Annotated in this window: 29 protein-coding genes; 20 read left to right on the top strand and 9 right to left on the bottom strand. The window is 62.5% G+C overall.

Going from position 1 to position 22,752, the window contains the following annotated elements; translation table 11 throughout:
- Positions 1-21: 21 nt before the first annotated feature.
- From FJ039_08095 to FJ039_08070, 6 genes are all read left to right on the top strand, one after another.
- On the top strand, positions 22-636 hold the full coding sequence (locus FJ039_08095; GenBank protein MBM4406125.1) for a zinc-ribbon domain-containing protein: 615 nt from the start codon (positions 22-24) through the stop codon (positions 634-636).
- Positions 623-835 (top strand): zinc ribbon domain-containing protein, encoded by a 213-nt coding sequence (locus FJ039_08090; protein MBM4406124.1) that lies wholly within the window; start codon positions 623-625, stop codon positions 833-835. Before FJ039_08095 ends, FJ039_08090 begins: the two co-directional genes overlap by 14 nt.
- Positions 804-1,190, top strand: coding sequence for an RDD family protein (locus tag FJ039_08085; GenBank protein ID MBM4406123.1), 387 nt, complete (start codon positions 804-806; stop codon positions 1,188-1,190). Before FJ039_08090 ends, FJ039_08085 begins: the two co-directional genes overlap by 32 nt.
- A 9-nt stretch (positions 1,191-1,199) precedes the next feature.
- Complete coding sequence (locus FJ039_08080) at positions 1,200-1,802, top strand: hypothetical protein (GenBank protein ID MBM4406122.1); 603 nt, start codon at positions 1,200-1,202, stop codon at positions 1,800-1,802.
- Entirely contained in the window at positions 1,799-2,167 is a 369-nt protein-coding gene (locus tag FJ039_08075) for a hypothetical protein (protein MBM4406121.1), read from the top strand. Before FJ039_08080 ends, FJ039_08075 begins: the two co-directional genes overlap by 4 nt.
- Positions 2,168-2,307: 140 nt before the next feature.
- Positions 2,308-3,162 carry a hypothetical protein gene (locus FJ039_08070; protein MBM4406120.1) on the top strand — a complete coding sequence of 285 codons (855 nt, stop codon included), beginning with the start codon at positions 2,308-2,310 and terminating at the stop codon, positions 3,160-3,162.
- Between the two features lie 204 nt (positions 3,163-3,366).
- Here FJ039_08070 and FJ039_08065 read toward each other — a convergent pair whose 3' ends face one another.
- The 8 genes from FJ039_08065 to ruvB all read right to left on the bottom strand — a co-directional run bounded on the left by FJ039_08065 (position 3,367) and on the right by ruvB (position 9,812).
- Positions 3,367-3,792, bottom strand: a complete 426-nt coding sequence (locus tag FJ039_08065; protein ID MBM4406119.1) for a hypothetical protein — start codon at positions 3,790-3,792, stop codon at positions 3,367-3,369.
- A 2-nt stretch (positions 3,793-3,794) separates the two neighbouring features.
- Entirely contained in the window at positions 3,795-4,961 is a 1,167-nt protein-coding gene (locus FJ039_08060) for an acetyl-CoA acetyltransferase (protein MBM4406118.1), read from the bottom strand.
- A gap of 96 nt (positions 4,962-5,057) precedes the next feature.
- Positions 5,058-5,240: a hypothetical protein gene (locus FJ039_08055; GenBank protein MBM4406117.1), complete on the bottom strand. Its 183-nt coding sequence runs from the start codon at positions 5,238-5,240 to the stop codon at positions 5,058-5,060.
- A gap of 103 nt (positions 5,241-5,343) precedes the next feature.
- Complete coding sequence (locus FJ039_08050) at positions 5,344-5,649, bottom strand: hypothetical protein (GenBank protein ID MBM4406116.1); 306 nt, start codon at positions 5,647-5,649, stop codon at positions 5,344-5,346.
- Between the two features lie 140 nt (positions 5,650-5,789).
- Positions 5,790-6,173 carry a thioesterase gene (locus FJ039_08045; GenBank protein ID MBM4406115.1) on the bottom strand — a complete coding sequence of 128 codons (384 nt, stop codon included), beginning with the start codon at positions 6,171-6,173 and terminating at the stop codon, positions 5,790-5,792.
- Positions 6,174-6,192: 19 nt separating this feature from the next.
- Positions 6,193-7,467, bottom strand: a complete 1,275-nt coding sequence (locus tag FJ039_08040) for a CoA transferase (GenBank protein MBM4406114.1) — start codon at positions 7,465-7,467, stop codon at positions 6,193-6,195.
- Positions 7,468-8,673 carry a CoA transferase gene (locus tag FJ039_08035; protein ID MBM4406113.1) on the bottom strand — a complete coding sequence of 402 codons (1,206 nt, stop codon included), beginning with the start codon at positions 8,671-8,673 and terminating at the stop codon, positions 7,468-7,470. It abuts the gene before it with no gap.
- Between the two features lie 98 nt (positions 8,674-8,771).
- Positions 8,772-9,812 (bottom strand): Holliday junction branch migration DNA helicase RuvB, encoded by a 1,041-nt coding sequence (ruvB, locus tag FJ039_08030; protein MBM4406112.1) that lies wholly within the window; start codon positions 9,810-9,812, stop codon positions 8,772-8,774.
- Between the two features lie 258 nt (positions 9,813-10,070).
- On the opposite strand from ruvB, the gene FJ039_08025 reads away from it, so the two are divergent.
- From FJ039_08025 to phoU, 5 genes are all read left to right on the top strand, one after another.
- Positions 10,071-11,027 (top strand): PstS family phosphate ABC transporter substrate-binding protein, encoded by a 957-nt coding sequence (locus FJ039_08025; protein MBM4406111.1) that lies wholly within the window; start codon positions 10,071-10,073, stop codon positions 11,025-11,027.
- A 10-nt stretch (positions 11,028-11,037) separates the two neighbouring features.
- Entirely contained in the window at positions 11,038-11,994 is a 957-nt protein-coding gene (gene pstC / locus FJ039_08020; GenBank protein ID MBM4406110.1) for a phosphate ABC transporter permease subunit PstC, read from the top strand.
- A gap of 1 nt (position 11,995) precedes the next feature.
- A complete protein-coding gene (gene pstA, locus FJ039_08015; GenBank protein ID MBM4406109.1) occupies positions 11,996-12,886 on the top strand; it encodes a phosphate ABC transporter permease PstA in 891 nt (296 codons plus the stop codon).
- Positions 12,887-12,964: 78 nt separating this feature from the next.
- Positions 12,965-13,777, top strand: a complete 813-nt coding sequence (gene pstB, locus FJ039_08010; protein ID MBM4406108.1) for a phosphate ABC transporter ATP-binding protein — start codon at positions 12,965-12,967, stop codon at positions 13,775-13,777.
- A 15-nt stretch (positions 13,778-13,792) separates the two neighbouring features.
- Positions 13,793-14,458, top strand: a complete 666-nt coding sequence (gene phoU / locus FJ039_08005; GenBank protein MBM4406107.1) for a phosphate signaling complex protein PhoU — start codon at positions 13,793-13,795, stop codon at positions 14,456-14,458.
- Positions 14,459-14,496: 38 nt separating this feature from the next.
- On the opposite strand, the gene FJ039_08000 is transcribed toward phoU, so the two are convergent.
- Positions 14,497-14,817: an Lrp/AsnC family transcriptional regulator gene (locus FJ039_08000; GenBank protein ID MBM4406106.1), complete on the bottom strand. Its 321-nt coding sequence runs from the start codon at positions 14,815-14,817 to the stop codon at positions 14,497-14,499.
- Here FJ039_08000 and thrS point away from each other — a divergent pair.
- The 9 genes from thrS (at position 14,730) to FJ039_07955 (ending at position 22,299) form a co-directional block, all read left to right on the top strand.
- The gene (gene thrS, locus FJ039_07995) at positions 14,730-16,625 is read left to right on the top strand and encodes a threonine--tRNA ligase (GenBank protein ID MBM4406105.1); all 1,896 of its coding nucleotides are present in this window, start codon (positions 14,730-14,732) and stop codon (positions 16,623-16,625) included. The genes FJ039_08000 and thrS overlap by 88 nt on opposite strands.
- Positions 16,626-16,711: 86 nt before the next feature.
- On the top strand, positions 16,712-16,891 hold the full coding sequence (locus FJ039_07990; protein MBM4406104.1) for a type II toxin-antitoxin system HicA family toxin: 180 nt from the start codon (positions 16,712-16,714) through the stop codon (positions 16,889-16,891).
- Between the two features lie 30 nt (positions 16,892-16,921).
- Complete coding sequence (locus FJ039_07985) at positions 16,922-17,143, top strand: type II toxin-antitoxin system HicB family antitoxin (GenBank protein MBM4406103.1); 222 nt, start codon at positions 16,922-16,924, stop codon at positions 17,141-17,143.
- A 211-nt stretch (positions 17,144-17,354) separates the two neighbouring features.
- Entirely contained in the window at positions 17,355-17,921 is a 567-nt protein-coding gene (locus FJ039_07980; protein MBM4406102.1) for a translation initiation factor IF-3, read from the top strand.
- Complete coding sequence (rpmI, locus tag FJ039_07975) at positions 17,908-18,105, top strand: 50S ribosomal protein L35 (protein ID MBM4406101.1); 198 nt, start codon at positions 17,908-17,910, stop codon at positions 18,103-18,105. The genes FJ039_07980 and rpmI overlap by 14 nt, the downstream gene beginning before the upstream one ends.
- A 52-nt stretch (positions 18,106-18,157) precedes the next feature.
- The gene (gene rplT, locus FJ039_07970; GenBank protein ID MBM4406100.1) at positions 18,158-18,505 is read left to right on the top strand and encodes a 50S ribosomal protein L20; all 348 of its coding nucleotides are present in this window, start codon (positions 18,158-18,160) and stop codon (positions 18,503-18,505) included.
- A 117-nt stretch (positions 18,506-18,622) separates the two neighbouring features.
- The gene (locus tag FJ039_07965; GenBank protein MBM4406099.1) at positions 18,623-19,354 is read left to right on the top strand and encodes a metal-dependent transcriptional regulator; all 732 of its coding nucleotides are present in this window, start codon (positions 18,623-18,625) and stop codon (positions 19,352-19,354) included.
- Between the two features lie 195 nt (positions 19,355-19,549).
- Positions 19,550-21,130: an iron ABC transporter permease gene (locus tag FJ039_07960; protein MBM4406098.1), complete on the top strand. Its 1,581-nt coding sequence runs from the start codon at positions 19,550-19,552 to the stop codon at positions 21,128-21,130.
- Positions 21,127-22,299: an ABC transporter ATP-binding protein gene (locus FJ039_07955; protein ID MBM4406097.1), complete on the top strand. Its 1,173-nt coding sequence runs from the start codon at positions 21,127-21,129 to the stop codon at positions 22,297-22,299. Before FJ039_07960 ends, FJ039_07955 begins: the two co-directional genes overlap by 4 nt.
- Positions 22,300-22,752 lie beyond the last annotated feature (453 nt).

Here is a 22,752-nt window from a genome sequence, read left to right as displayed (position 1 = left end):
TCACTGTGCGGAGGTCGGCGGGTGTATTGCCCTAAGTGCGGCGTCCAGCGGGCCGATGAGGCCGTTTATTGCACCCGGTGCGGCCAGCACTTCGCCTCTCCCGTTGAGATTGTGGTTCCACGGCCCGCGCCGGCGCCCTTGCCGTACGCAGATCCGGGCAGGCGGGTCGCCGCCTTTATCGTTGACTGGCTGATTGTTTTGACACCCGTCATAGCCCTTTCGATTGCGTATGCCGTCCTGAGCCCCGATGTGGCAGAGGCTGCAACCCTTGAGAACTTCGATATCGATTACTCCGAGAGCTATTCGGGCCTGGCCGCTTTCTTGCTTGTGCTGGGCTTTGCCGGCCCGTGGCTCTACTTCGCAGGCTTTGAGTCCTCAAAACGGAGGGCCACTCCAGGGAAGATGCTCCTGGGCCTTGTCGTCACCAATGAGGATGGCGGCCACATCGGCTTCGGTCGCGCCACGGCCCGCTACTTCGCGAAGGCGATTTCCGCTAGCCTTGTTTTGATAGGTTATCTGATGGCCTTCTGGTCAGACCGCCGTCAGGCGTTGCATGACGTGTTTGCCAGGACCCTGGTCTTAGAGGCATCTGCACACACCACCCCATTTAAGGAGCCGGCAAATGTTCTGCCCTAAATGTGGCACAGCGAACGAAGATACGGCGGCATTCTGCGGGAAGTGCGGCCACAATATCAGCGCCCCCGTTGCTGCCCAGCCGCAACCGCCTGTGGCAACGCCGCCTCGATCAAGTGCTCCCTCGCCCTTTCCATCCATCATGGACACCTCCTTGAGTTTGTGGCATCATGCCCCAATTCCGTGTCCAAGAAAATCCTAGGGCGGGGGACATCATCGTTGCCGCTACAGGCAATGATGTGGAAGACGATGGCGGATTCACGAAGCTGGATGCCGTCGCCCGGCTCATCGCCTTCTTCGGCGGCTGGCTCTACTATGCCCTCATGGAGAGCTCGCCGCGCAAGGCCACCCTCGGCAAGATGGCCCTCGGCATCGCGGTGACCGACTACGATGGAAAGCAAATCACTTTTGCAAAGGCGACAGGCCGCTATTTCGGCAAACTCATTTCTGTTGTCATCCTCCTCATCGGATACCTGATGGTCGCCTGGACGGAAAAGAAACAGGGCCTGCATGACATCATGGCAGGCACCCTCGTCGTCAACGAGAAAAAGTCGTAGTAGGCGTGGATGTTCTGCACCGCCTGCGGCACGCCTCATCCGGTCGGCGACCTCTTCTGCAGGCGCTGTGGCGCTGGGACTCACGCGGTCCGGTTGCTCCAGGAGAGCGAGTCCCCTCCGGCAGCAAGCCCTGATGTCAAGGCGCCCCTTGAGGGCTACGCCTTTGCCAATATCTGGCTTCGGTTCGCGGCGCTTCAGATTGATTTGATACTTGCCTTTGGCCTCCTTGCCCTCGTCCATCTTCTGTTTGGAGAATCCTTCGATCCCGAGTCTAGCGATCCGCTACCCACCGGGCCTGGCCAGTACGTAGTGTGGCTTGCCATCCTAGCGGTCTATTACCTGTGGATGGACGCCTCCCGGTGGCAGGGAACGCTGGGTAAGCAAGCCGTCGGACTTAGGGTCACTGATTTGAGTGGCCGGCGCGTCCCTCTGCGATCCTCGTTGCTGCGGCTGATAGTGCGGCCCCTGGCAATTGCCGCCGTCGGCGTAGGCTTCCTTATTCTTCAGGCCTACCCGAAAAAGCAGACCTGGTACGACCGCATCGCCGGACACGTGGTGCTCGTTCGCGAGGAAAAGAAAACGATAATGACAACTCCAGAGACAGTCGGTTGAATATTGATAACGGAAACGGTAGAGGGATAACGTCTAAATCCTCCGGAGATTATGCATTTTTTGGAGACGCTAGCAGTAGCGGAAATGCGTTCAATTTTCAAAGCACAAATGAACTTACAGGTTTTATCAAACGTGTTGGCAATTATGGAATAGTGCTAGAGATTTCCGTATTCGGTAGTGAAACACTACAAATAGAAACAACATCGGGAAGAACCACTATCAAAACAACTAGGACTACCGATCTCGACATAAAGGCAGACAACATTACGTTAGACACCCCTAGCAACGTTGTTCTAAAAACCCCTACTGGAACGGTTGTAGTAGATGGTAGCGGAGGTTTAAAATCACAGGCGATACAACACTGATTCACACAGGTACTACCCTGGCTGATGGTAGTGGCGCGTCAACAGGCACACTAACAAACGGCCCAAGTGCAGGTAATCCGACAAAATGGATCGCCATAGATGACAACAGCACAACTAGATACATCCCGGCATGGTAGAAAATGAAACGTAGCGCTTTTCTAAAGCGCGGCGCGGTAGGTTTGGTAGGCAGTTTTGTCCTATCAAAGCCGGTATTAGGCGTTGAAGAAGTTTTTACCACGTCTAATAGCCGCTACGCTACTCTACGTCAAACGCTACGGAAGCGCGATCCTGATCACGCCATATTCAGACCTGAATCTTGGGTGTATCTTGATCCTGGTTTAGCTTGGGAAACGGAAGATGGTTTGTATACACCATCTGTAGCTAGAGAAAGCCGCCAAACTGTTCATGCCACGGAAACGTGCGGACGGAAAAAATCTCGCTATATCAGAACGTCCGAAGATACCGGGCTAGGATTTCACAATTTCCAGATGAATTGGTCTAAACTGATTGTGATCAACTTTCGGGTTAGCCTGCATATACAAAGTTACTTCAATGCTAGACTTACCCTAGGAAAATCGAATCTGGTAGGTTTCGGCCCCATCCCTCCGAATATGCAAGGGATAGGGTTCTTGTTGAAGCAAGGCGGAACGCTACCACATACCTGTTACGGGTTAGCACATGCTGGCGGATCGTTAGTGAATGGATTGGAGTCTGTGTTAGTTGCTATACCGCCGCCCTCTGGTGTGAATTACTACTCTAGCAACTATACACTAACGGCTGTAAGTTTCGGTGATGGGGCTACAGAATTTCTTGTCAACGGAATTAGTGTTGCGTATGTGGCAACAGGCGGCCCTTCCGGGTATCTTCCGAATCCACTCTATCTAGGCTGTGGGGTGCGTATTGAAATCGAGAACGATGATGGATGGGACGATCCCGGCTTTGTCAATAAAAGTGAGATCGCATTTCATGGCGCATCAGTTTACGTGAACGAATAGAAATGTTTGATCTTAGAGACTACCAGATGTATTGGATAGGTAGGCACATCGCTAATGTAGTGTTCATGATCTGCCTGGTATATCTGGCAATCTCTAAGTTATCGAATTGGAAACGCAAGCGATGAAATTTCTTTTGTACGGAACGAATGTTGCCTGCTGGCTCTCCCCCATCACGAGCAGTGACCGCGGACCCAGCCCCTCCCCCTACTTCGTAGCCCTGCGCCACTGCGGCAGCGTGATCTCCGGTGAGATGTCGTCGAAGACGACCTCCACCGGCGTCCCGATCTTGATCTGGTTTACAGGCGTATCCAGCAGGTTCCCCAGCATACGCACCTTTCCGCCGTCCGCCAGCTCCACCAGGATCACGCCGTACGGCACCCGTTGCGCGAAGCCCGGGTTCGGCGGATGGTACGCGATCGTGTAGCTGTAGATGAGGCCCTTCCCGCTCACCGGAACCCATTCGGATTCAAAGGAGCGGCAGACGTAGCAGATGGGGCTTGGGGGATGGCGGAACGTCTTGCATGCGCTGCACCGCTGCACCGTCAGCTCGTGGCGCTTCACGCGCTGCCACCACTCGCCGGAGATCCAGTCCTTCAGGTCGGGGATCGGCGCCTCTGGAAGGTACGGCATCGCTATCTCCTGATAAGCAGGTCGCTGCACGGGGCCACGCCCGGCCCGCCGGCGACGAGACAGATTTCAGCGTCCTTCACTTGGTTCACAGACGTGCCGCGCATCTGCCGCACGCCCTCGATCACCAGCTCGAACCCGTGGATGTACGCCTCCGCTAGGTTCCCGCCGCTCGTGTTGATCGGCAGCTCCCCGCCGATCTCGATGCGCCCTCCCTCCACGAAGGGCCCTCCCTCGCCACGCTTGCAGAAGCCGTGGTCTTCGATGGACATGATGACCATGCCGGTGAAGTTCTCGTAGATCTGCGCCACGTCCACATCCTTCGGCGTGATGCCCGCCCGCGCGTACAGGTCCTTCGCCACTGCGCCGAAGTTCGCCGTGGTGTACTGCAGCTTGTTGTGTCCGCTCACGCCCTCGCGGTAGCCGGACCCCTGCGAGGCCGACATGATGTAGACGGGCTTCTGCTTCAGGTGCTTCGCCCGCGCCGCCGTCGTCAGCACCACTGCGCATGCGCCGTCGTTTTCCTGACAGCAATCGTAGAGGTGGAACGGGTCTGCGATCATCCGCGAGGCTTGATGATCAGACAGCGTGATGGGGCGGCCGCGCATCACGGCGCGGGGGTTGTTCTGCGCATGCTTGTAGCTCGCGACGGCCACCGCCCCCATCTGGAGGCTCGTCGTTCCGTATTCGTGCATATGGCGTCTTGCCTGGAGCGCGAAGGTCATCGCCGGCGTCAGCAGGCCGAAGCAGTTCGAAAAGGCGCTGTTGCCGCTGGCCACGCTGGGCCCCTTCGCCATCCCGAACCGGTAGAACTGCCCCTGCGCCAGCGATCGGTATGCCACCACATAGTTCGCTACACCCGTCGCCACGGCCAGCATCGCGTCCATCACGCCTCCCGCCGAGCCGCCTCCTCCGCCGCCCCAGTGGAGCGTGTTCCACCGCAGCTGCTTGATGCCCAAGGCGTTCGCCAGCGTGATCGGCTCCTGGCGTTCGCTCGCATACGAGCAGAAGCCGTCCACTTCGCTCATATCAATGCCCGCGTCGTTCACCGCCTTGACGATGGCTTCGAGCGTCAGGGCGAGCTCGCTCTTCGTCGCCTTGCCCCACCGCGTGTACTCCGTCTCGCCGATGCCGACTATGGCGACCTTGTCCTTCAGCTCCCAAGCTGGCATAGGGCAACCTCTTCTCCAGGGATGGCCTTTCGTGCGCGCAACGATAGCCCCTGCGCTTGCCTGCGTCAATCCGGCGTCAGCCGAGGCCGCTGCGCCCTACTTGTCCTTCTTTACCTTCACCTTGGTGTACAGCAGCACAAGGCCCAGGATAAGCGGGATAAGGACGAGCCAGAGGGGCGAGTCTCGCAGGTCTTCCCGCGAGGCGAGGATCAGGGCTAGGACGATGGTGAGGAGAAGCAGGACGAATCCGGGTCCGGAAAGGGCGCATCCGCAGCCCACGGCCTCAGGCTGACGCGGACTCGGCCTCGGGGGAGGTTTCTCTCCCTCTCTTTTGGGAGGCTGTTGCAACAGACGGCGCTCGGGAAGAGAGAAGGGGGAGGCGCTACTTCTTTTTCTTCGCTGCGGCCTTCTTGGGCGCCGCCGTCTTCGGCCTTTCGATCATGTCGTAGATGACCCAGCCCTCAACATTGCCATACTTGATCTTGGCGCGCTGGGGGATGGAGCCGAACATATCCAGCTGCTCCTCCACAACGGTGGCCGTGGCGGGCGCTGTGATCTTGTCCACCACCACCGCCCCTTCGATGGCGCTCTTCGGCGCGTCCCATACCCGTATCTCGCCGTTCCACTTCTGCAGGATGGCGCTGGTAATCTTGGCTTGATATGGGTCAACGGTCCGGGTCTTGAACATGGCGGCCTCCATCAGAAAGTCAGCGGTCGTCGCTCGTGAGCGACGGGCATTGTACTACGAACGCGCATTTGTATCTCGCTCTGCGAATCCCTTTACCCGATCCTGTCTGTGCAATCTGTGAAAATCCGTGGACAAATCTCCTACGAGCCCGGCGGCCTCTGTCTGAACTTGCTCGGGTCAACGGCTACCCGCGTATGTGTTCCTTCGCCTATCTTCACCTCGCCGCTATAGGCCTGGACCTGGAACGTGTAGCGGCGCCCGTCGCTGTTCACAAAGGTGGACTTCACACGTACCGGCTTGCCCACGGGGTGCGGCGCCAGGTGTTTCACATCCACGTGGTACCCCACCGAGGTGATGCTCCCCTCTAGCGATTGCTGAAGCACCTTCAGGCAGACGCCCTCCATCATCCCGATCATTGACGGGGTGGAGAGCATCTCCACCGGCCCCACATGCTTCACGCCCATCCCGGGCCGTGTCTCGATCGTCTCCTCCACGCTCATTCCCGGGTCTAGTGGCTTTGCCATGATTTCTCCTGAGATGCTGTTAGATCGCCTTCTGCACCGGCCGCTCCCCTATGTACTCCTCCCGTCGCAGTCCTTCGATCGTTTCGCGCCGCAAGTGTAGCAGTTCACGGAAGACGTAGTCATTATGCTCCGCTAGTCGAGGCGGGGGCCTCCGCGCTCCCGCGTGTCTGCCTGCTATCGTCCACGGCGAAGTCGGTATCGGGTACTCGCCATACCCTTTCAGCGTAACCCGCTGGAAGGCCCCCCGCTCTGCGTAGTGCGGGTCCCGCGCCACCTGGCTCTGGTCGTAGACCGCCCCGGCCGGAATTCCGGCTCGCTGGAGGCGGTGCATCAGCTCCATCTGCTCCTGCCCCTTCGTCCATTCCCCGATGCGCTCATGCAGCGCCTCCCGGTGCTTCACTCGCTCCGCCATGGTGGCGAAGCGCGCCTCCCGCGACCACGCCGGGTTGCCCATCGCATTGCACAGCGCCCGCCACTGCCCTTTGCTATACACCGTGATGGTGAGCCACCTGTCGTTCCCGGCGCATGGGTAACAGCCATAGGGCGCGAGCGACTCGTGGCCGTTGCCGTGGGCCGTTCGCACCTGCCCGTTCAGGGCATAGTCCATCAGCGAGACGTGGATCTGGTGGATAGAGGCCTCCACTCCGGACGTCTCTATCACCTGTCCCCTTCCCGTCCTATTGCGGTGGAAGAGCGCCATCTGCACTGCCATTGCATTGTTCATCCCTGTTACTACGTCCGTATGGATGCTGAACGTGGCCGTGTCCGGCGTTTGGCCGGGGTAGTGCCTCAGCCATGTGAACCCCGCGATCCCGTCCATCGCGCCGCCCATCGTCACCCGTCGCGCGTACGGCCCGGAGGCTCCGTAGCCTGAGCTGATGAGCATGATAAGGTCGGGGCGTATCTTCGCCAGGTCGCCATAGCCGATCCCCATCTTCTCCGGCACCCCTGTCACCATGTTCGTCACCACCACATCGCTGACGGCGACGAGCTCCTTGAACAGCGCCACGCCCCGCGTTCGGGAGAGGTCAATCGTGGCGTCCAGCTTATTGCGGTTCGCCTGGATGTAGGCCGCCGCAACGTCATACGGCCGCTCCCCCGGCGATTTGTTCGGGTAGCCCGGCAGCGCCCGCGATTCGTTCACCTGTCCCCGCGCATGATCGTACCGCTGGATCGCCTCGATCTTGATGACCTCCGCGCCCAGGTCGCCGAGCCACATCGCCGTCATCGGCCCGGCCCACCCTTCGGCCAGCTCCAGGACGCGAATGCCCTCTAGTGGAAGTGGGGCAGCCATCTACACCACTCCCTTCTTCTTGAGTGTTGCGAGCGCTCGCTTGGGTAGCCCTAGCATCCCGCAAAAGACCTTGGCGTTATGCTGGCCCAGCCTTGGCGCGGGCTGCGGCGGAGGATTCGGCGTCCCGTGCAGGCGGAAGGGCCGTGTTGGGTAGCGGATCGGCCCCGTGTGCGAGTGCCTGATCGTTGCGAAGAAGCCTCGCGCATTGAAGTGCGGGTCGTTGTAGATATCTTCCGATGAATAGACCGGCGCGATGGGGAACCGCGCCTCCCCTGCGGCGTCGAAGATTTCCTTGCGCGTATGCTCCATCAGCCATGTGTACCAGATAGCGTCGAAGTCGTCCCCATGCTCCATGATCGCCTGCGAGTCCTTGAAGCGAGGGTCCTTGGAAAGCTCCGGCTTTCCCATCATCTGGAAAACCCGCGGCCACCAGCTCTCGCCCCGCCCCACGCCCTGGATCGCCACATAGCCGTCCTTGCACGGGTAGCTTCCGATGAGGAACTGCGGCCTTATCGCCGTTCCCAGCCGCTGGGCCACCTCGCCGCTATAGAAGTGGGACATCATCTGCGTCTCCGTCGTCGCCAGGAAACTCTCGGCGATGGAGAGGTCCACAGAGACGCCCTTGCCGGTGCGCTGGGAGGTGATCGCCGCCGCCATCGCCGCGTTCCCCACTGCAAGCCCCGTGATAGCCAGCGTCGAGTTCTCCGCGAACTTCTGCGGCTCCTTCCCCGGCGCGCCCAGCGCGAACATCGGCCCCGTCAGGCCGAAGGCCGCAAGCTCCGTCAGGCGGTACTCGCGATACGGCCCCGTCTGCCCAAAATCGCTCAGGGAGATTATGCCCAGCCGCGGGTTCTCTTGCAGCAGTTCACGGTGGCTGAGCCCCAACCGCTCCATCGTTCCTGGGCGGTAGCTCTCCACCACCAGGTCCGCCTTCCGCGCCAGCCGCTTGAACAGCGCGCGTCCCTCCGCCGACTTCAGATCAAGGGTGATCCCGAGCTTGTTGGTGTTGAGATAGAGGAAGAGGCCGCTTCCTTCAGGGTGGGGCCTATCCTTGTAGAACGGCGGGGCACGCCGCGCCGGGTCGCCCGAAGGCTTCTCGATTTTGATGACCTTCGCGCCGCAATCCGCCAGGTGCTTCGTGCCGAAGGGCCCGGCGATGGCTTGCGTCAGGTCCAGCACCGTCAGGCCGTCCAGCGCGCCGCTCATCTATGGGGCATCTCCGGAGGTGGCGCGGCCGTGGGCCGTGCGCCAAGCCGGAGGAATCTAGCACGCGCCGGGATAACGAGTCAACCGGAGATGGAGCGCTAATCGTTCAGCAGCGAAGGCTGCAGCGTGTCCGGCCCGTTCTTGTGCGGGTAGGGGATCTTCAGATACTCGTAGGCCCGCTTCGTTGCCACGCGCCCGCGCGGTGTGCGGCCAAGGAAGCCCAGCTGCATCAGGAACGGCTCGTAGACGTCCATGATCGTGTCCGCCTCTTCCGCGATGGACGTCGCGATCGTCTCCAGCCCCACCGGCCCGCCGCCGAACTTCTCGATGACCGCCTGCAGCACCTGGTGGTCCATCTTGTCCAGGCCCAGCTCGTCCACTTCCAGCCGCGAAAGGGCGTCCACCGCCACCGCCTGCGTCACTCGACCCTTCGTCACCACCTCGCCGAAGTCCCGCACCCGCTTCAGCAAGCGGTTCGCCACCCGCGGCGTCCCCCGCGAGCGCTTGGCGATTTCCGTGACCGCCTGCCTGTCTATCGGGATGCTCAACAGCTTGGAAGAGCGGTCCAGGATCGCCTCCAGGTCGCCTGGTGTGTAGAAGTCGAGGCGGTAGACCGAGCCGAATCGGTCGCGGAGCGGTGCGCTCATCATCGCGTAGCGCGTCGTCGCGCCGATGAGCGTGAAGCGCGGGATTTTCAGCCGGATGCTCCGCGCTGTCGGCCCTTTGCCGATCACGATGTCCAGCGCGAAGTCCTCCATCGCCGGGTACAGCACCTCTTCGATGCCTCGCCCCAAACGGTGGATCTCGTCAATGAACAGGATGTCTCGCGCCTTCAGGTTCGTGAGGATCGCCGCCATGTCCCCGGGACGCTCGATGGCCGGGCCGGACGTGATGCGGATGTTGACGCCCATCTCCGCCGCCACGATATTCGCCAGCGTCGTCTTCCCCAGCCCCGGCGGCCCGTACAGCAGGATGTGGTCCAGTGCCTCATCCCGCTTCTTCGCCGCGTCTATGGCGATCTTGAGATTCTCCTTGGTCTTCCCCTGGCCCACGTACTCATCGAGCTTGCGCGGGCGCAGGCTCGTCTCCAGCGCTGTCTCGTCCTGTTTTCCCTTTGCCGAAGTGATGCGTTCAGCCACAGTAGCGCTATCCTAGGCCGCCCCGGTAAAGGGTGTCAAGGAATTCATGGCAGGGCGCGCCGCCATCGCAAGTCCGCAACATTAACACTCTCTTAAACATTGCTCCGTTGTGGCGTCAGCGGCGGCGCACTATCGTTGTGGTGCGGCATCCGGTGACTCGGACAATATGGATGCGGGGTTGCACATCGCGTGCGAAGCGCTCTCGGTACAAGACATCTCACGGCCCTCGGCCCTGTGGCGCTTGTCCTTGTAGTGCTTCTGCTCCTCACCGCCTGTTCCGGCGATCTGGGGGGTCGGCCCACCTCCGCCCCCCAGCTCACCCCCTACCCCACGCTGACCCCTTCCTCCGGCATCCGACGCATGAACGGCACCGTCTCTGTGGATGGCTCCAGCACCGTCTTCCCCATCACGGAGGCCGCGGCCGAAGAGTTCGGCGGCATAGCCCCCAGGGTCCGCGTCACCGTCGGCGTCTCCGGAACCGGCGGCGGCTTCAAACGCTTCTGCACCGGCGAGACCGATATCTCCAACGCCTCACGCGCTATCAAGGACACGGAGAAACAGGAATGCCTGAAGCGAGGCATCGCCTATCTGGAGTTGCGCATCGCCTTCGATGGCCTTTCCATCCTCGTGAATCCTGCCAACACCTTCGTGGACTACTTCACCGTGGATGAGCTCAAGCGCATCTGGGAGCCCGGCTCCGCCGTCAGCCGCTGGAACCAGGTGCGTCCCAACTGGCCCGATCAATCCATCGCCCTCTTCGGCCCCGGCACCGATTCGGGCACCTTCGATTACTTCACGGAGGCCATCGTCGGCAAGGCCCGCGCATCCCGGTCCGACTATACGGCCAGCGAGGACGATAACGTCCTCATCCAGGGCATCGCCGGCCAGCGAAACGCCCTCGGCTATTTCGGCTATGCCTACTATGTGGAGAACAAGGACAAACTGCGCGCCGTCCCCATTGCCGTGGGCGCTGGGACACCCGTCGCCCCCTCGCATGACTCCATCTCCATCGGCGCGTACAAGCCGCTTTCGCGCCCGCTCCTTATCTACGTCAACGTGAAGTCCCTGCGCGAAAAGGACGCAGTCCGCGAGTTCGTGAAGTTCTATCTGAATCAATCGCCCGCTCTGGTTGACGAGGTGGGCTATATCCAGGTCCCCCTACCGGACTTCCTGGAAGATATCGAGCAGGTTCGCAAAACGCTTTCCCTGGCATAGAAGGTCGTAGATGGCGCAAGCAACCGAGATAGTGGACAGGCCGCCCCCGCAGCCGGGCCGACTCCTCAGCCGGAGAGCCGGGAAGCGCTGGGATGACGCGCTTATGCCCAAGCTCCTGTTCCTCTGCGGCCTCGTCTCCATCCTCACCACCATCGGCATCGTCGTCACCCTGCTCACGGAGGCGGTCAGCTTCTTCGGCGAAGTCTCCCTCAAGCAATTCTTCTTCGATACCAGGTGGGCGCCCCTGTTCGATCCTCAGCACTTCGGCATTTGGCCCCTTATCACCGGCACGCTGATGGTCGCCGCCATCGCCGCCGTCGTTGCCATCCCCGTCGGCCTCGCCACGGCCATCTTCCTTAGCGAATACGCCCCCAACGGCCTTCGCCGTGCGCTGAAGCCCACCCTCGAAGTGTTGGCGGGCATCCCCACCGTCGTCTACGGTTACTTCGCCCTCACCTTCGTCACGCCCCACATCATCCGCAACCTTCCAGGCCCCTTCGCCGATGCCAACATCTTCAACGCCCTTAGCGCAGGCCTCGTCGTCGGCGTCATGATTATCCCTATGGTCGCCTCCCTCAGTGAGGACGCCATGCTCGCCGTTCCCAAGTCCCTCCGCGACGGCGCCCGTGCCCTCGGCGCGACGCGCTTCGAAGTCGCCACCCGCGTCGTTGTCCCGGCCGCCCTCTCCGGCATCATCGCCTCCTTCATCCTCGCCCTCGCCCGCGCCGCAGGCGAGACGATGATCGTCGCTATCGCCGCAGGTGCGACTCCCAACATTGAAGCGACGCCGCTCGAGAGCATCCAGACCATGACCGGCTACATCGTCCAGGTCAGCCTCGGCGATACGCCCCACGGCACCATCGAATACAAGACCATCTTTGTCGTCGGCCTCATGCTCTTCCTCATGACCTTGGCCATGAATCTCGTCGGCCATTGGGTCGTCAAGCGCTTCCGGGAGAAGTATTAAAATGCGTCTCACGCCTCCCGCCAACCTGCAAAAGCGGAAGCTCAAAGGCAAGCTCTATGCGGGCGTCCTCATCGCCGCCACGCTCCTGGGCATCGTCGTTCTTGTCACCCTTCTCGTCCGCATCTTCGTCGTCGGCATCGGCCATCTTGATTGGCAGTTCATCACTAGCTTCCCCTCGCGTTTCCCCGAGCAGGCGGGCATCTGGTCCGCCCTCATGGGTACCCTGTGGATGATGGGCTTCACCCTCGTCTTCTCCGTTCCTCTCGGCGTCGGCGCGGCCCTCTACCTGGAGTACTACGCTCCCAAGAACCGCTGGACAGACATGGTCCAGACCAACATCTCCAACCTCGCGGGCGTCCCCTCCATCGTCTATGGACTCCTGGGTCTCACCGTCTTCGTCCGCTGGATGTCCCTCGATCGCAGTGTTTTCGCCGGCTCCCTCACCATGACCCTCCTCGTTCTGCCCATCACCATCATTGCCACCAACGAAGCTTTGCGCGCCACCCCCTCCTCTCTCGCCACCGCCTCCTACGCCCTCGGCGCGGGCAAGTGGCAGACCATCCGCCGCGTCATCTTGCCCTATGCCTTCCCCGGCATCCTCACCGGCGTCATCCTCTCTATGTCCCGCGCCATCGGCGAGACTGCCCCCCTCATCATGATCGGCGCCTTGACCTATATCGCCTTCGTCCCCGGCAGCGATGGCCTGCTCAACGCCCCCCTTGACCCGTTCACCGCCCTGCCCATCCAGATCTTCAACTGGACCTCGCGCCCCCAGGCAGGCTTTCAGGAGATCGCCGCCACCGGCATCATCGTCCTCCTCATCGTCCTGCTGGCTATGAACGGCTTGGCGATCTTCCTCCGCGACCGCTTCCAGAAAAAGATCCAGGATTAGCGCGACGACCTAGGAGAGTGGCCCATGGCGCAAGCCCCAGTGAACATCAGACCGTCCAAGCACCTCGAAGTTCCGCCCATGCCCATCGGCGATGAGCCGGAGAACGCCGACCCCATGGCCTCCGAGACCATCGCCCTAGAGACCAAGAGCCTTCAGGTCTTCTACGGCAGCCGCCTTGCCCTGGACGGCATCTCCATGAAGGTTGCGGCGCGCCGCATCACTGCCATCATCGGCCCTTCCGGTTGCGGCAAAAGCACCCTCCTGCGCTGCTTCAACCGCATGAACGAGCTCCTGCAAGGCGCGCGCATCGCCGGGGAAGTCCTCTTCATGGGCGAAGACCTCTACGCCCGCGATGTTGACCCCACGGAGGTCCGCTACCGCATCGGCATGGTCTTCCAGAAGCCCAATCCCTTCCCCAAGTCCATCTATGACAACGTCGCCTTCGGCCCGCGGATCAACGGGAACAAGGGCAATCTGGACGAGCTGGTGGAACAGTCCCTCCGCCGCGCCGCGCTCTGGGATGAGGTCAAGGACCGCCTGAAGAAGAGCGCCCTGGAGCTATCCGGCGGCCAGCAGCAGCGCCTCTGCATCGCCCGCGCCCTCGCCGTCGCGCCGGAGGTCATCCTGATGGATGAGCCGGCCTCCGCCCTCGATCCCCTTGCCACCCTTAAGATAGAAGACCTGATGCAGGAGCTGGCCAAGGATTACACCATTGTCATCGTGACGCATAATATGCAGCAGGCCGCCCGTGTTTCCGACTATACTGCCTTCCTCACCACGGAGGGTGGCGGCGCTCCCGGCAAGCTCGTCGAGTTCGGCCCCAAGGACGTCATCTTCACCAACCCTCGCGACCAGCGGACCCAGGACTACATCACCGGCCGGTTCGGGTAAGGCAGGAGGTCAGCCATGACACGCATCGGTTTCGATCATGAGCTTAAACAGCTCCAGGACGAGCTTCTTGCGCTCGGCAGCATGGTGGAAAAGGCTGTCATCAAGTCCATCGACTCCCTCAAGCGCCGCGATCTCGCCCTGGCCAGAACGGTGGTGGAAGAGGACAAGTTCATCAACCACAAGCGCTTCGCCATCGAAGAGCGCTGCCTCAAGCTCCTGGCCACTCAGCAGCCCATGGCCCAGGACCTGCGCATCATCGTCGCCGTCCTGCATACCACCGTGGACCTGGAGCGCATGGGCGATCATGCCGAAGGCATCGCCCGCGTCAGCATCCGCATCGGCGATGACCCCCTCATCAAGCCCCTCATAGACATCCCGCGCATGACGGACCTGGCCCTGGGGATGCTCCGCCGCGCCCTGGATGCCTTCACCCACCGCGATTCCGCCGCCGCCACCCGCGTCTGCCAGGAGGACGATGAGATAGACGCCCTTCACGAGCAGATCTATAGGGAGTTGCTCACCTACATGCTCCAGGACCCGCGCACGATCCAGCAGGCCACCTACCTCACCTGGGTCGCTCACAACCTGGAGCGCATCGCGGACCGCTCCACCAACATCGCGGAGCAAGTCGTTTTCATCGTCACCGGCAAGCGCGAGGAGATCGGCTCCTCAAAGTACTAGGCTCTTCCCTGTCCCCTGCTCTCCGCCCTTGCTCCTCTTTATATCCCCAGCGCCAGGCACGTCACCGTCCGCGCGATGCCCGGCACGTTGTGCACCCGCTCCGCCACCGTCTTGCCCACCGTGTTCGCGTCCTTCCCCTCAACGATGGCCACGATGTCGTATGGCCCGGTCACGAGATAACACTCCTGCACGCCCGGCGTCCCTTTGAGCGCCTTCGCCACGTCCCTCGCCTTGCCGATGGTCGCCTCGATCAGCACATATGCGCGCATAGCTGGTCTCCCTGGTGAGGTTGTGCAACGCACCGCCATTGTACCGCCGCTGTCCAGGGACTGCATCGGGAACCGTCGCGCCTTTTTCACGCCGTCGCGCTATAATCGTTCGGTGCCCACATGACCGCGTCCCAATCTTGCAGAGGAACCCGCTCGTGACCACCACCCCCGCCGATAAAGACGCCCTCAAAGCCCTGCGCAGCCGCCTGCGCCACACTGCAGCCCATGTCATGGCGGAGGCCGTTCTCTTCTACTTCCCGGACGCCAAGCTCGCCCACGGCCCCGCGACAGACGACGGCTTCTACTACGATATCGAGATCTCCCGCCCCGTCACGCCCGACGATCTGACGAAGATCGAAGCCAAGATGAAGGAGATCATCAAGCGCAACGACCGCATGCTGGTCAAGGAGCTCACCAAGGGCGAAGCCGTCGAGCAGTTCAAGAGCAACCGCTACAAGGTGGAGACCATCGAAAGCATCCCGCCCGGCGAAAAGATCACCACCTACAGCCAGGGACCCTTCACCGATCTCTGCGAAGGCCCCCACGTGGACTACACCGGGCGCATCAAGGCCGTGAAACTCCTCAGCGTCGCCGGCGCCTATTGGAAGGGCGATGAGTCCAACCCCCAGCTCCAGCGCATCTACGGCACCGCCTTCGAATCGGCCGGAGCCATGGACGAGCACCTCAAGATGCTGGAAGAGGCCGCCAAGCGCGATCACCGCAAGCTGGGCCGTGAGCTCGAACTCTTCATGTTCGACCCCATCGCTCCCGCCAGCCCCTTCTTCTTCCCCAAGGGCGCCCTGGTCTACAACCTCTTGGTGGATTACATCCGCGGTCTCTACGTAAAGTACGGCTATACGGAAGTCATCACCCCCCTCATCATGTCCACCGACCTCTGGAAGCGCTCCGGCCACTACGATAACTACATTGAGAACATGTTCTTCACCAAGATTGACGAGCGCGAGTTCGGCGTGAAGCCCATGAACTGCCCCGGCCACGCCCTGATGTACGGCGCCAGGCTCTACTCCTACCGAGATCTCCCCATCCGCTACGCCGATTTCGCCCGCCTCCACCGCTACGAGCGCTCCGGCGTCACCCACGGCCTCACCCGCGTCCGCAGCTTCACCCAGGACGATGCCCACATCTTCTGCCGGCCCGACCAGATCCAGGACGAGATCACCGTCTTTCTGAACCAGTTCATGGAGACCTACCGCATGTTCGGCTTCGGCAATATAGATATTCGCCTCTCCCTGCGGCCGGACAAGCGCGTGGGCACGGACGACATGTGGGACAAGGCCGAAGTCGCCCTGGAGAACGCCCTCAAGGCCAACACCCTCGCCTATACGCCCGCTCCCGGAGAAGGCGCCTTCTACGGCCCCAAGCTTGATTTCCTGGTGAAGGACGCCATCGGCCGCGAATGGCAGATGGGCACCCTCCAGCTCGATTACTCCCTCCCGGAGCGTTTCGACCTCACATATATCGCGGAGAACGGCGAAAAGGCCCGCCCCGTCGTCATCCACCGCGCCTGGCTGGGCTCCCTGGAGCGTTTCCTGGGCATCCTCATCGAGCACACGGCCGGGGCCTTTCCTCTCTGGCTCGCCCCTGTCCAGGCCGTCGTCGTTCCCATCGCCGATCGCCACATCCCCTACGCCAAAGAGGTCGAATCCGCCCTGCGCGCCGCCGGCCTCCGCTGCTACGTGGACGAGCGCAACGAGCGCATGAACCTCAAGATCCGGGAAGCCCAGCTCCAAAAGGCCCCCTACATGCTGGTGGTGGGCGATAAGGAGCAGGCCGATCGCGCCGTCGCCGTCCGCTCTCGCACCGGGGAGAACCTTGGCGTCAAGCCCATCGCCGATCAGTTAGCCGTCATGCAGGCCCAGCTCGCTAGCAGAGGGTAGAACGGCTCTCCAACCGTACGGTTTTGGCCCCAAGCGAGGTGCGTGTGAACCGCAGGTGATTGTTGCGGCGGATCTCTCAGGGGGCCTTGCGTAATGTCGCCTTTGCCGACGTGATGGACCTGGTTGAGGGCTTGGGGTTCTATCAAGCAAGAGTATCGGGAAGCCACCATATCTTTGCGCACCGTTATATCCCGGAACTGATACTTACAATCAGACCAAGGCCAAGCCAAACTCAATCAGATTCGGCAGTTCATACGGATCGTTGAGCGCTATAACCTCCAACTGGAGGAGGACCGATGAGCGATTATCACATCAACATCTTTTACAGTCAGAAAGACAGCGGGTACATCGCAGATATACCTGATTTGGCCTCCTGTTCGGCATTCGGCAAAACGCCCGAGTCGGCCCTGGCCGAAGTCGAGCGGGCGAAGCGGGCCTGGCTTGCGGCGGCCCGGAAAGCCGGGAAGCCCATCCCAAAGCCTCGATACCGCCCTGCCATCTACCAAGCCGCGCGCTGAAGGAGGCTCACACCGGCAAGGATTCTGGTTAGGTCGGTTGAGTGTGGCCTTTCGTTCTCGTCTCTGCGGGCTCTTCCGTGGAAGATTGTCCCCTGCTCCCTGAACCTCCTCTCCCGCCGGCTTCTCCTTGCCTCTGTCGCCCCAGATATGCTATAGTCCTTCTGTTCCCCCGGACCGTTGGGGATATTTTTGTGCGGAGGGCTAGCTAGCCATAATTCGCGAATACCGCATCAACCATCAGATACGCGCTCGGGAAGTTCGCGTCATCGGCGCCGATGGCGAACAGCTGGGCGTGATAAGCCTGTCCGATGCCATCAAGGCCGCGCTCGATCAGGAGATGGACCTGGTGGAAGTCTCCTCAAGCTCGGTGCCTCCCGTCTGCCGCATCCTGAACTTCGGCAAGTTCCGCTATGAGCAGAGTAAGAAGGAGAAGGAGGCGCGGAAGGGCCAGAAGACCAGCGAAGTGCGCGAAGTCCGCATGCGCCCGCGCATTGACGACCACGACATCGCCTTCAAGTCCAAGATGGTTCAGCGCTTCCTGGACGAAGGCCATAAGGTGAAGATGACGGTCCTCTTCCGCGGACGGGAAATCACCCACCCGGAGCAGGCCATCACCCTGATGCGGCGCGTCGCCGAAGAGTTCGCCCAGCAGGCCAAGCTGGAGAAGCCGCCCGCCATGGAAGGGCGCGCCATGACCATGATGCTGGCGCCCATCAGCGGCGCCGCCAAGAAATCGGGTTCAGGAAAGGCTGAGGAGGAAACCAGTGCCAAAGCTTAAGACCCATAAAGGGGCCAAGTCCCGCTTCTTCATCACCGCCAAGGGCAAGATTATGCGCACCAAGGGCGGCAAGACCCACTTCCGCCGCAACCGCAGCAAGACCGCCCGGCGTCTCTATGACAACAAGCTGGAAGTGAACAAGGTCAACGTGGAGCAGATCAAGCGCCTCCTTCCCGGCGTCTAGTTGCGCCTGCTTCCTGAACCCTGCTCCGTGAACCTGATACAGGAGAACCACCATGCCTAGAGTCAAACGCGGCGTTACCGCACGGGCACGCCACAAGAAGATCCTCAAGCTTACCAAGGGCCACCGCGGCACCAAGCACGAGCTCTATCGCCGCGCCCATGAGTCCTTCATGAAGGCGGCCAGCTACTCCACGCGCCACCGCCGCGAGCGCAAGCGCGATATGCGCCGCCTCTGGATCGCGCGCATCAACGCCGCCGCCCGTAAGCACGGCATCACCTACAGCAAGCTCATCGCCGGGCTGGCCAAGGCGGGTGTCGCCATTGACCGCAAGCTCATGGCCGATCTCGCCGTCCGCGACCCGGGCGCCTTCGAAAAGATCGTCGCCGCCGCCAAGGCCTAGATTCCGGTTCCATAGTTGACCCTAGAAACCCGCCTCTTGCAGGGCGGGTTTCTTCTTTCCCCTCGGAGCGTTGTTCCTTGTGTACGCCATCCGCTACAATTCCCCGTGGAGCCGCCCATGCCTAAGAAGATCCCAAAGGAACTGACGCTCGACCAGGTCTCTCCCCTGGCCCAGAACTACCTCATCACCCTCTACATGCTGGGGGATGACCAAGATATGCCCCCCACGGCCAGCCGCCTGGCGGAACAGCTCGCCAAATCCCCTATCACGGAGCACCTGGGCACCTCCATCGCCTCCGTCACCGCCATGGTGCGCCGCATGCAGCGCGATGGCCTCCTGGAGATCACCAAGGAGAAGCACATCGCCTTCTCCGAAGCGGGGCGCAGGCTCGCCGAGCAGATCATGCGCAGGCACCAGCTGGCCGAGCGCATGCTTGTGGACATGCTGGGGATGGAGCTCCACAAGGTCCACGCGGAGGCGCACCGCTGGGAGCACGCCATCTCTCCGGATGTGGAGGCCAAGCTGGTGGAGCGCCTGGGCAATCCCCTCACCTGTCCCTTCGGCCATCCGATACCGGGGAACGGCTATCGCCCGCCCGCCAGCGCCGTCCGGCTCAACAAAGTCCAGCCCAACACCACGGTTGTGGTGGAGCGCATCCCGGAGTACGACCCCCGGCTCGTCCAGTACCTGGTGACCAGCGGTGTCGTCCGCGGCCAGCGCCTCACCGTCCGGGAGGTCGCCGCCTTCAAGGGCACCATCACCCTCGATGTGAACGGCAAAGAGGTCGTCGTCGGCGTCCACGTGGCCCCTTCCATCGTCGTCCACAGCCCCACGCCCTCCAGGAACTGATTTTTGCTCTTGACCCCCTGCTCCTTGAGCCTCTTTTTCCTCTGTTGACTTCGTATTGACGTAGTCACTGACTATGTATACACTTAGTTGAGCGCGTTCGCTATACATAATCCCACTTCCTCCCATCTGCTATAAGCAGGCCCAGCCTTGGCAACAGCTCGCGCCGCGACACTTCGATTGTTGCGATGGACCCCCATGCGACGTGGGGCGCCGCCCTATCTCTTCCTGGCCGCCCTTCTTATCGTCGCCGCTGTCCTTCTGCCCCTCGTCTATCTCATCCTCCGCACCGCCGACGCCGGCGGCAGTGCCTGGGACCTTTTGTCTGAAGCTCGCACGCTCCAGATCCTTGCGAGGAGCGCCCTCCTTGCTGCGGCCGTTGTGGGAACGGCGACGGTTATAGCGGTGCCCATCGCCTGGCTTACCGTGCGCACAGACCTACCCCTACAGCGCGTGTGGAGTGTCCTCACGGCCCTCCCCCTCGTTGTCCCGAGCTACGTCGGCGGCTTCGCCTTCGTCTCCGCCCTGGGGCCGCGGGGCCTTCTCCAACAGGTGCTGGAGCGCCCCTTCGGCGTGGAGCGCCTGCCGGAGATTTACGGCTTCCTTGGCGCGTGGCTCTGCCTCACCCTTTTCACCTTCCCCTACATCCTCTTGAGCGTCCGCGCGGCCCTCTGGGGCATGGACGGCGCGCAGGAAGAGGCCAGCCGTAGCCTGGGCCACGGCGCAGGTCGCACCTTCTTTCGCGTGACGCTGCCGCAGCTGCGGCCCGCCATCGCCGCCGGGGGACTGCTGGTGGCCCTCTATACCCTCAGCGATTTCGGCGCGGTGACCCTCCTGCAATTCAACTCCTTCACCCGGGTCATCTACCTGCAGTACGAAGCCTCCTTCGACCGCATCCTCGCCTCTGTGCTTGCGCTGATGCTCGTCGCCTTCACCCTCCTCATCCTTATCGTGGAGCAGCGCGGGCGGGGCAAGGCGAAATATCATTCCACCGCCGCCACCCGCCGCTTGCCCCTGGTCCGGCTGGGAAGGTGGAAATGGCCCGCCTTGGCCTTCCTCACGCTTGTGGTACTTGCCTCCCTCGGCCTGCCCGCCTCCGTCCTCCTCTACTGGCTGGCCCAGGGCCTGGCCAACAACGTGGAGGTGGATTTCCTGGGGAGCGCGATGACCAACGCCGTCTATGCCTCCGCCCTCGCGGCTCTCCTCGCCGTCGTCGCCGCCATCCCGGTCACGGTGCTGGCCGTCCGCCACTCTGGTCGCTTCTCGCGCTTCCTGGAGACGGCGAGCTACGCAGGCTTCGCGATGCCCGGCATCGTCGTCGCCCTCTCCCTCGTCTTCCTCGGCGCGAACTACGCCCCAGTTCTCTATCAGACCCTCGCGATGCTCGTCTTCGCCTATAGCGTCCTCTATCTCTCCATGGCTGTGGGCTCCGTGCGCGCCTCCCTCCTGCAGGTGAATCCTGCCGTGGAAGAGGCGGCGCGCAGTCTGGGCCGCGGCTCTCTCCAAGTGCTGGCGACGGTGACCCTGCCCCTGGTGCGGCCCGGCATCGTCGTCGCCTTCGCCATGGTCTTCCTGACGGCGATGAAGGAGCTCCCGGCGACGCTGCTCCTGGCGCCCATCGGCTTTCGCACCCTGGCGACGGAGATGTGGTCGGCCACCTCCTCCGGCTTCTACGCCAAAGCCGCCATTCCCGCGCTCCTCCTGGTGGGCGTCTCCGCGATCCCTGTGGCCATCCTCCTCCGGCGCGAGCAGCGCGGCGATGCGGCGGTGCAGTCATGACGCCGAAGCGGATCGCCCTGCCGGTGCACCTGGGGAAGAAGGAGCCCGCCGCGCCGGCGATCCCGGCCAACGGCGCCAAGGCCGAGGACGTTCCGTGGAGGCCGGACGCCGGCGAGCGAGCCGGGGCGCCCATCATCACCGCCCGCGGCCTGGTGAAGCGCTTCCCCGGCAGTCCCGAGCCGGTGGTGAACGAGCTCTCCTTCGACGTGCTGGAGGGCGAGACGCTGGCGCTCCTTGGCCCCAGCGGCTGCGGCAAGACGACGACGCTCCGGCTCCTGGCCGGATTCGAAGCGCCGGACGCCGGCGAGGTGCGCCTCCAGGAGAAAGTCGTCGCTTCACCCAGGGCGTGGGTGGCCCCGGAGAAGCGCGGCATGGGGATGGTCTTCCAGAACTTCGCCCTCTTCCCGCACCTCACCGTCGCGCAGAACGTCGCTTATGGCCTGCGACGGCTGCGCAACGGCGAACGACGTGAGCGCATGGCCGACATGCTGGAGCTGGTGGGCATGAGCGGCTTCGGTGAGCGCTACCCGCACCAGCTCTCGGGCGGCCAGCAGCAGCGCATCGCCCTGGCGCGCGCCCTTGCGCCGAAGCCCGTGGTCCTCCTGATGGACGAGCCCTTCGGCAGCCTGGACACGGCCCTCCGCTCCGAGATGCGGCGCGAGGTGAAGGCCATCCTCCAGCAGACCAGGACGACGGCGATCATCGTGACGCACGATCAGGAAGAGGCCCTGAGCCTGGCCGACCGCGTCCTTATCCTGAACCGGGGGCGCGCGGCCCAGCTGGACACGCCCGACGAGATCTACCACCGGCCGGTGAGCCGCTTCGTGGCCGCTTTTGTGGGCAAGGCCGATTTCATCCCCGCGCGCCTACTGGAAGACCACGTAGTGACGGAGCTGGGCGTCTTTCCCCTGCACGGCACGCCGCCGCCGGAGCCGGTGGACCTGCTGGTCCGCCCGGACGATATCGCCGTCACGCCGGATGCGGGCGGGCAGGGCATCGTGGTCCACCGCGAGTTTCAGGGGGCGGGCAATATGTACACGGTGGGCCTGCCATCGGGCCTTTCCGTGCGCAGCATCCAGCCCTCCCTGGCCGTCTTCGATGTGGGCCAGCGGGTCATCGTCCGGGCCGTGCCGGACCACGTCGTCCTCTTTCCCGCAGAGCGGGAGTAGGGGGCGGCCTCAGGCCGCCCGCCGACGTGTAGGGGCGCGGGGCGCGCCCTGGGGTGACAGCGGGTGGCCCTTCCCGGTGCGGCACACGGAGAGACAGAGGGGCGCGCGCCGCGTTCGTCCGATGGAATCGGACCGCCCCTACGGGGGTTGGCCCTTAGGGCGCACCCCTACCAGGAATGCCGCGAAGCGGCGGTGGGTATGTGGCCGGCGCATCTGCGCCGGGGGTTGGGAGGGGGCGGGTCAGTGACCGCCTGGGTTCAGCTTTGCGATTCGGTTCCTTTCTGTTTTGTTGTTTGTTCTGGAAGAGGGTGCGCAGGCGGCCCGTGGGGAGGGGAGTCACGCTCCGGTGAGGGAGCGCCGAGGGGGACCGTCCGATGGATTCGGACAGCGGGCTTCCGGGAGGGGCGGCGGAGGCGTTGAGGCAGGGGCCTGAAGGCCATGCTCGCCCTTCGG

It is taken from the genome of Chloroflexota bacterium (genome assembly GCA_016875535.1).
Taxonomy (GTDB): domain Bacteria; phylum Chloroflexota; class Dehalococcoidia; order SHYB01; family SHYB01; genus VGPF01.
The sequence above is the reverse complement of the archived record's forward strand: the minus strand, read 5'-3'. Positions and strand labels throughout refer to the sequence as shown.

Bases quoted from the DNA above. Each gene is read 5' to 3' on its own strand.
- FJ039_08085 (MBM4406123.1), top strand. From the start codon at position 804: ATGCCCCAATTCCGTGTCCAAGAAAATCCTAGGGCGGGGGACATCATC.
- pstA (MBM4406109.1), top strand. From the start codon at position 11,996: ATGCGTCTCACGCCTCCCGCCAACCTGCAAAAGCGGAAGCTCAAAGGC.
- FJ039_08070 (MBM4406120.1), top strand. From the start codon at position 2,308: ATGAAACGTAGCGCTTTTCTAAAGCGCGGCGCGGTAGGTTTGGTAGGC.
- FJ039_07965 (MBM4406099.1), top strand. From the start codon at position 18,623: ATGCCTAAGAAGATCCCAAAGGAACTGACGCTCGACCAGGTCTCTCCC.
- pstB (MBM4406108.1), top strand. From the start codon at position 12,965: ATGCCCATCGGCGATGAGCCGGAGAACGCCGACCCCATGGCCTCCGAG.
- FJ039_08065 (MBM4406119.1), bottom strand. From the start codon at position 3,792: ATGCCGTACCTTCCAGAGGCGCCGATCCCCGACCTGAAGGACTGGATC.
- rplT (MBM4406100.1), top strand. From the start codon at position 18,158: ATGCCTAGAGTCAAACGCGGCGTTACCGCACGGGCACGCCACAAGAAG.
- FJ039_08045 (MBM4406115.1), bottom strand. From the start codon at position 6,173: ATGGCAAAGCCACTAGACCCGGGAATGAGCGTGGAGGAGACGATCGAG.
- FJ039_07985 (MBM4406103.1), top strand. From the start codon at position 16,922: ATGAGCGATTATCACATCAACATCTTTTACAGTCAGAAAGACAGCGGG.
- FJ039_08080 (MBM4406122.1), top strand. From the start codon at position 1,200: ATGTTCTGCACCGCCTGCGGCACGCCTCATCCGGTCGGCGACCTCTTC.
- FJ039_08090 (MBM4406124.1), top strand. From the start codon at position 623: ATGTTCTGCCCTAAATGTGGCACAGCGAACGAAGATACGGCGGCATTC.
- FJ039_08050 (MBM4406116.1), bottom strand. From the start codon at position 5,649: ATGTTCAAGACCCGGACCGTTGACCCATATCAAGCCAAGATTACCAGC.
- FJ039_08040 (MBM4406114.1), bottom strand. From the start codon at position 7,467: ATGGCTGCCCCACTTCCACTAGAGGGCATTCGCGTCCTGGAGCTGGCC.
- FJ039_07955 (MBM4406097.1), top strand. From the start codon at position 21,127: ATGACGCCGAAGCGGATCGCCCTGCCGGTGCACCTGGGGAAGAAGGAG.
- phoU (MBM4406107.1), top strand. From the start codon at position 13,793: ATGACACGCATCGGTTTCGATCATGAGCTTAAACAGCTCCAGGACGAG.
- FJ039_07960 (MBM4406098.1), top strand. From the start codon at position 19,550: ATGCGACGTGGGGCGCCGCCCTATCTCTTCCTGGCCGCCCTTCTTATC.
- FJ039_08035 (MBM4406113.1), bottom strand. From the start codon at position 8,673: ATGAGCGGCGCGCTGGACGGCCTGACGGTGCTGGACCTGACGCAAGCC.
- pstC (MBM4406110.1), top strand. From the start codon at position 11,038: ATGGCGCAAGCAACCGAGATAGTGGACAGGCCGCCCCCGCAGCCGGGC.
- FJ039_08060 (MBM4406118.1), bottom strand. From the start codon at position 4,961: ATGCCAGCTTGGGAGCTGAAGGACAAGGTCGCCATAGTCGGCATCGGC.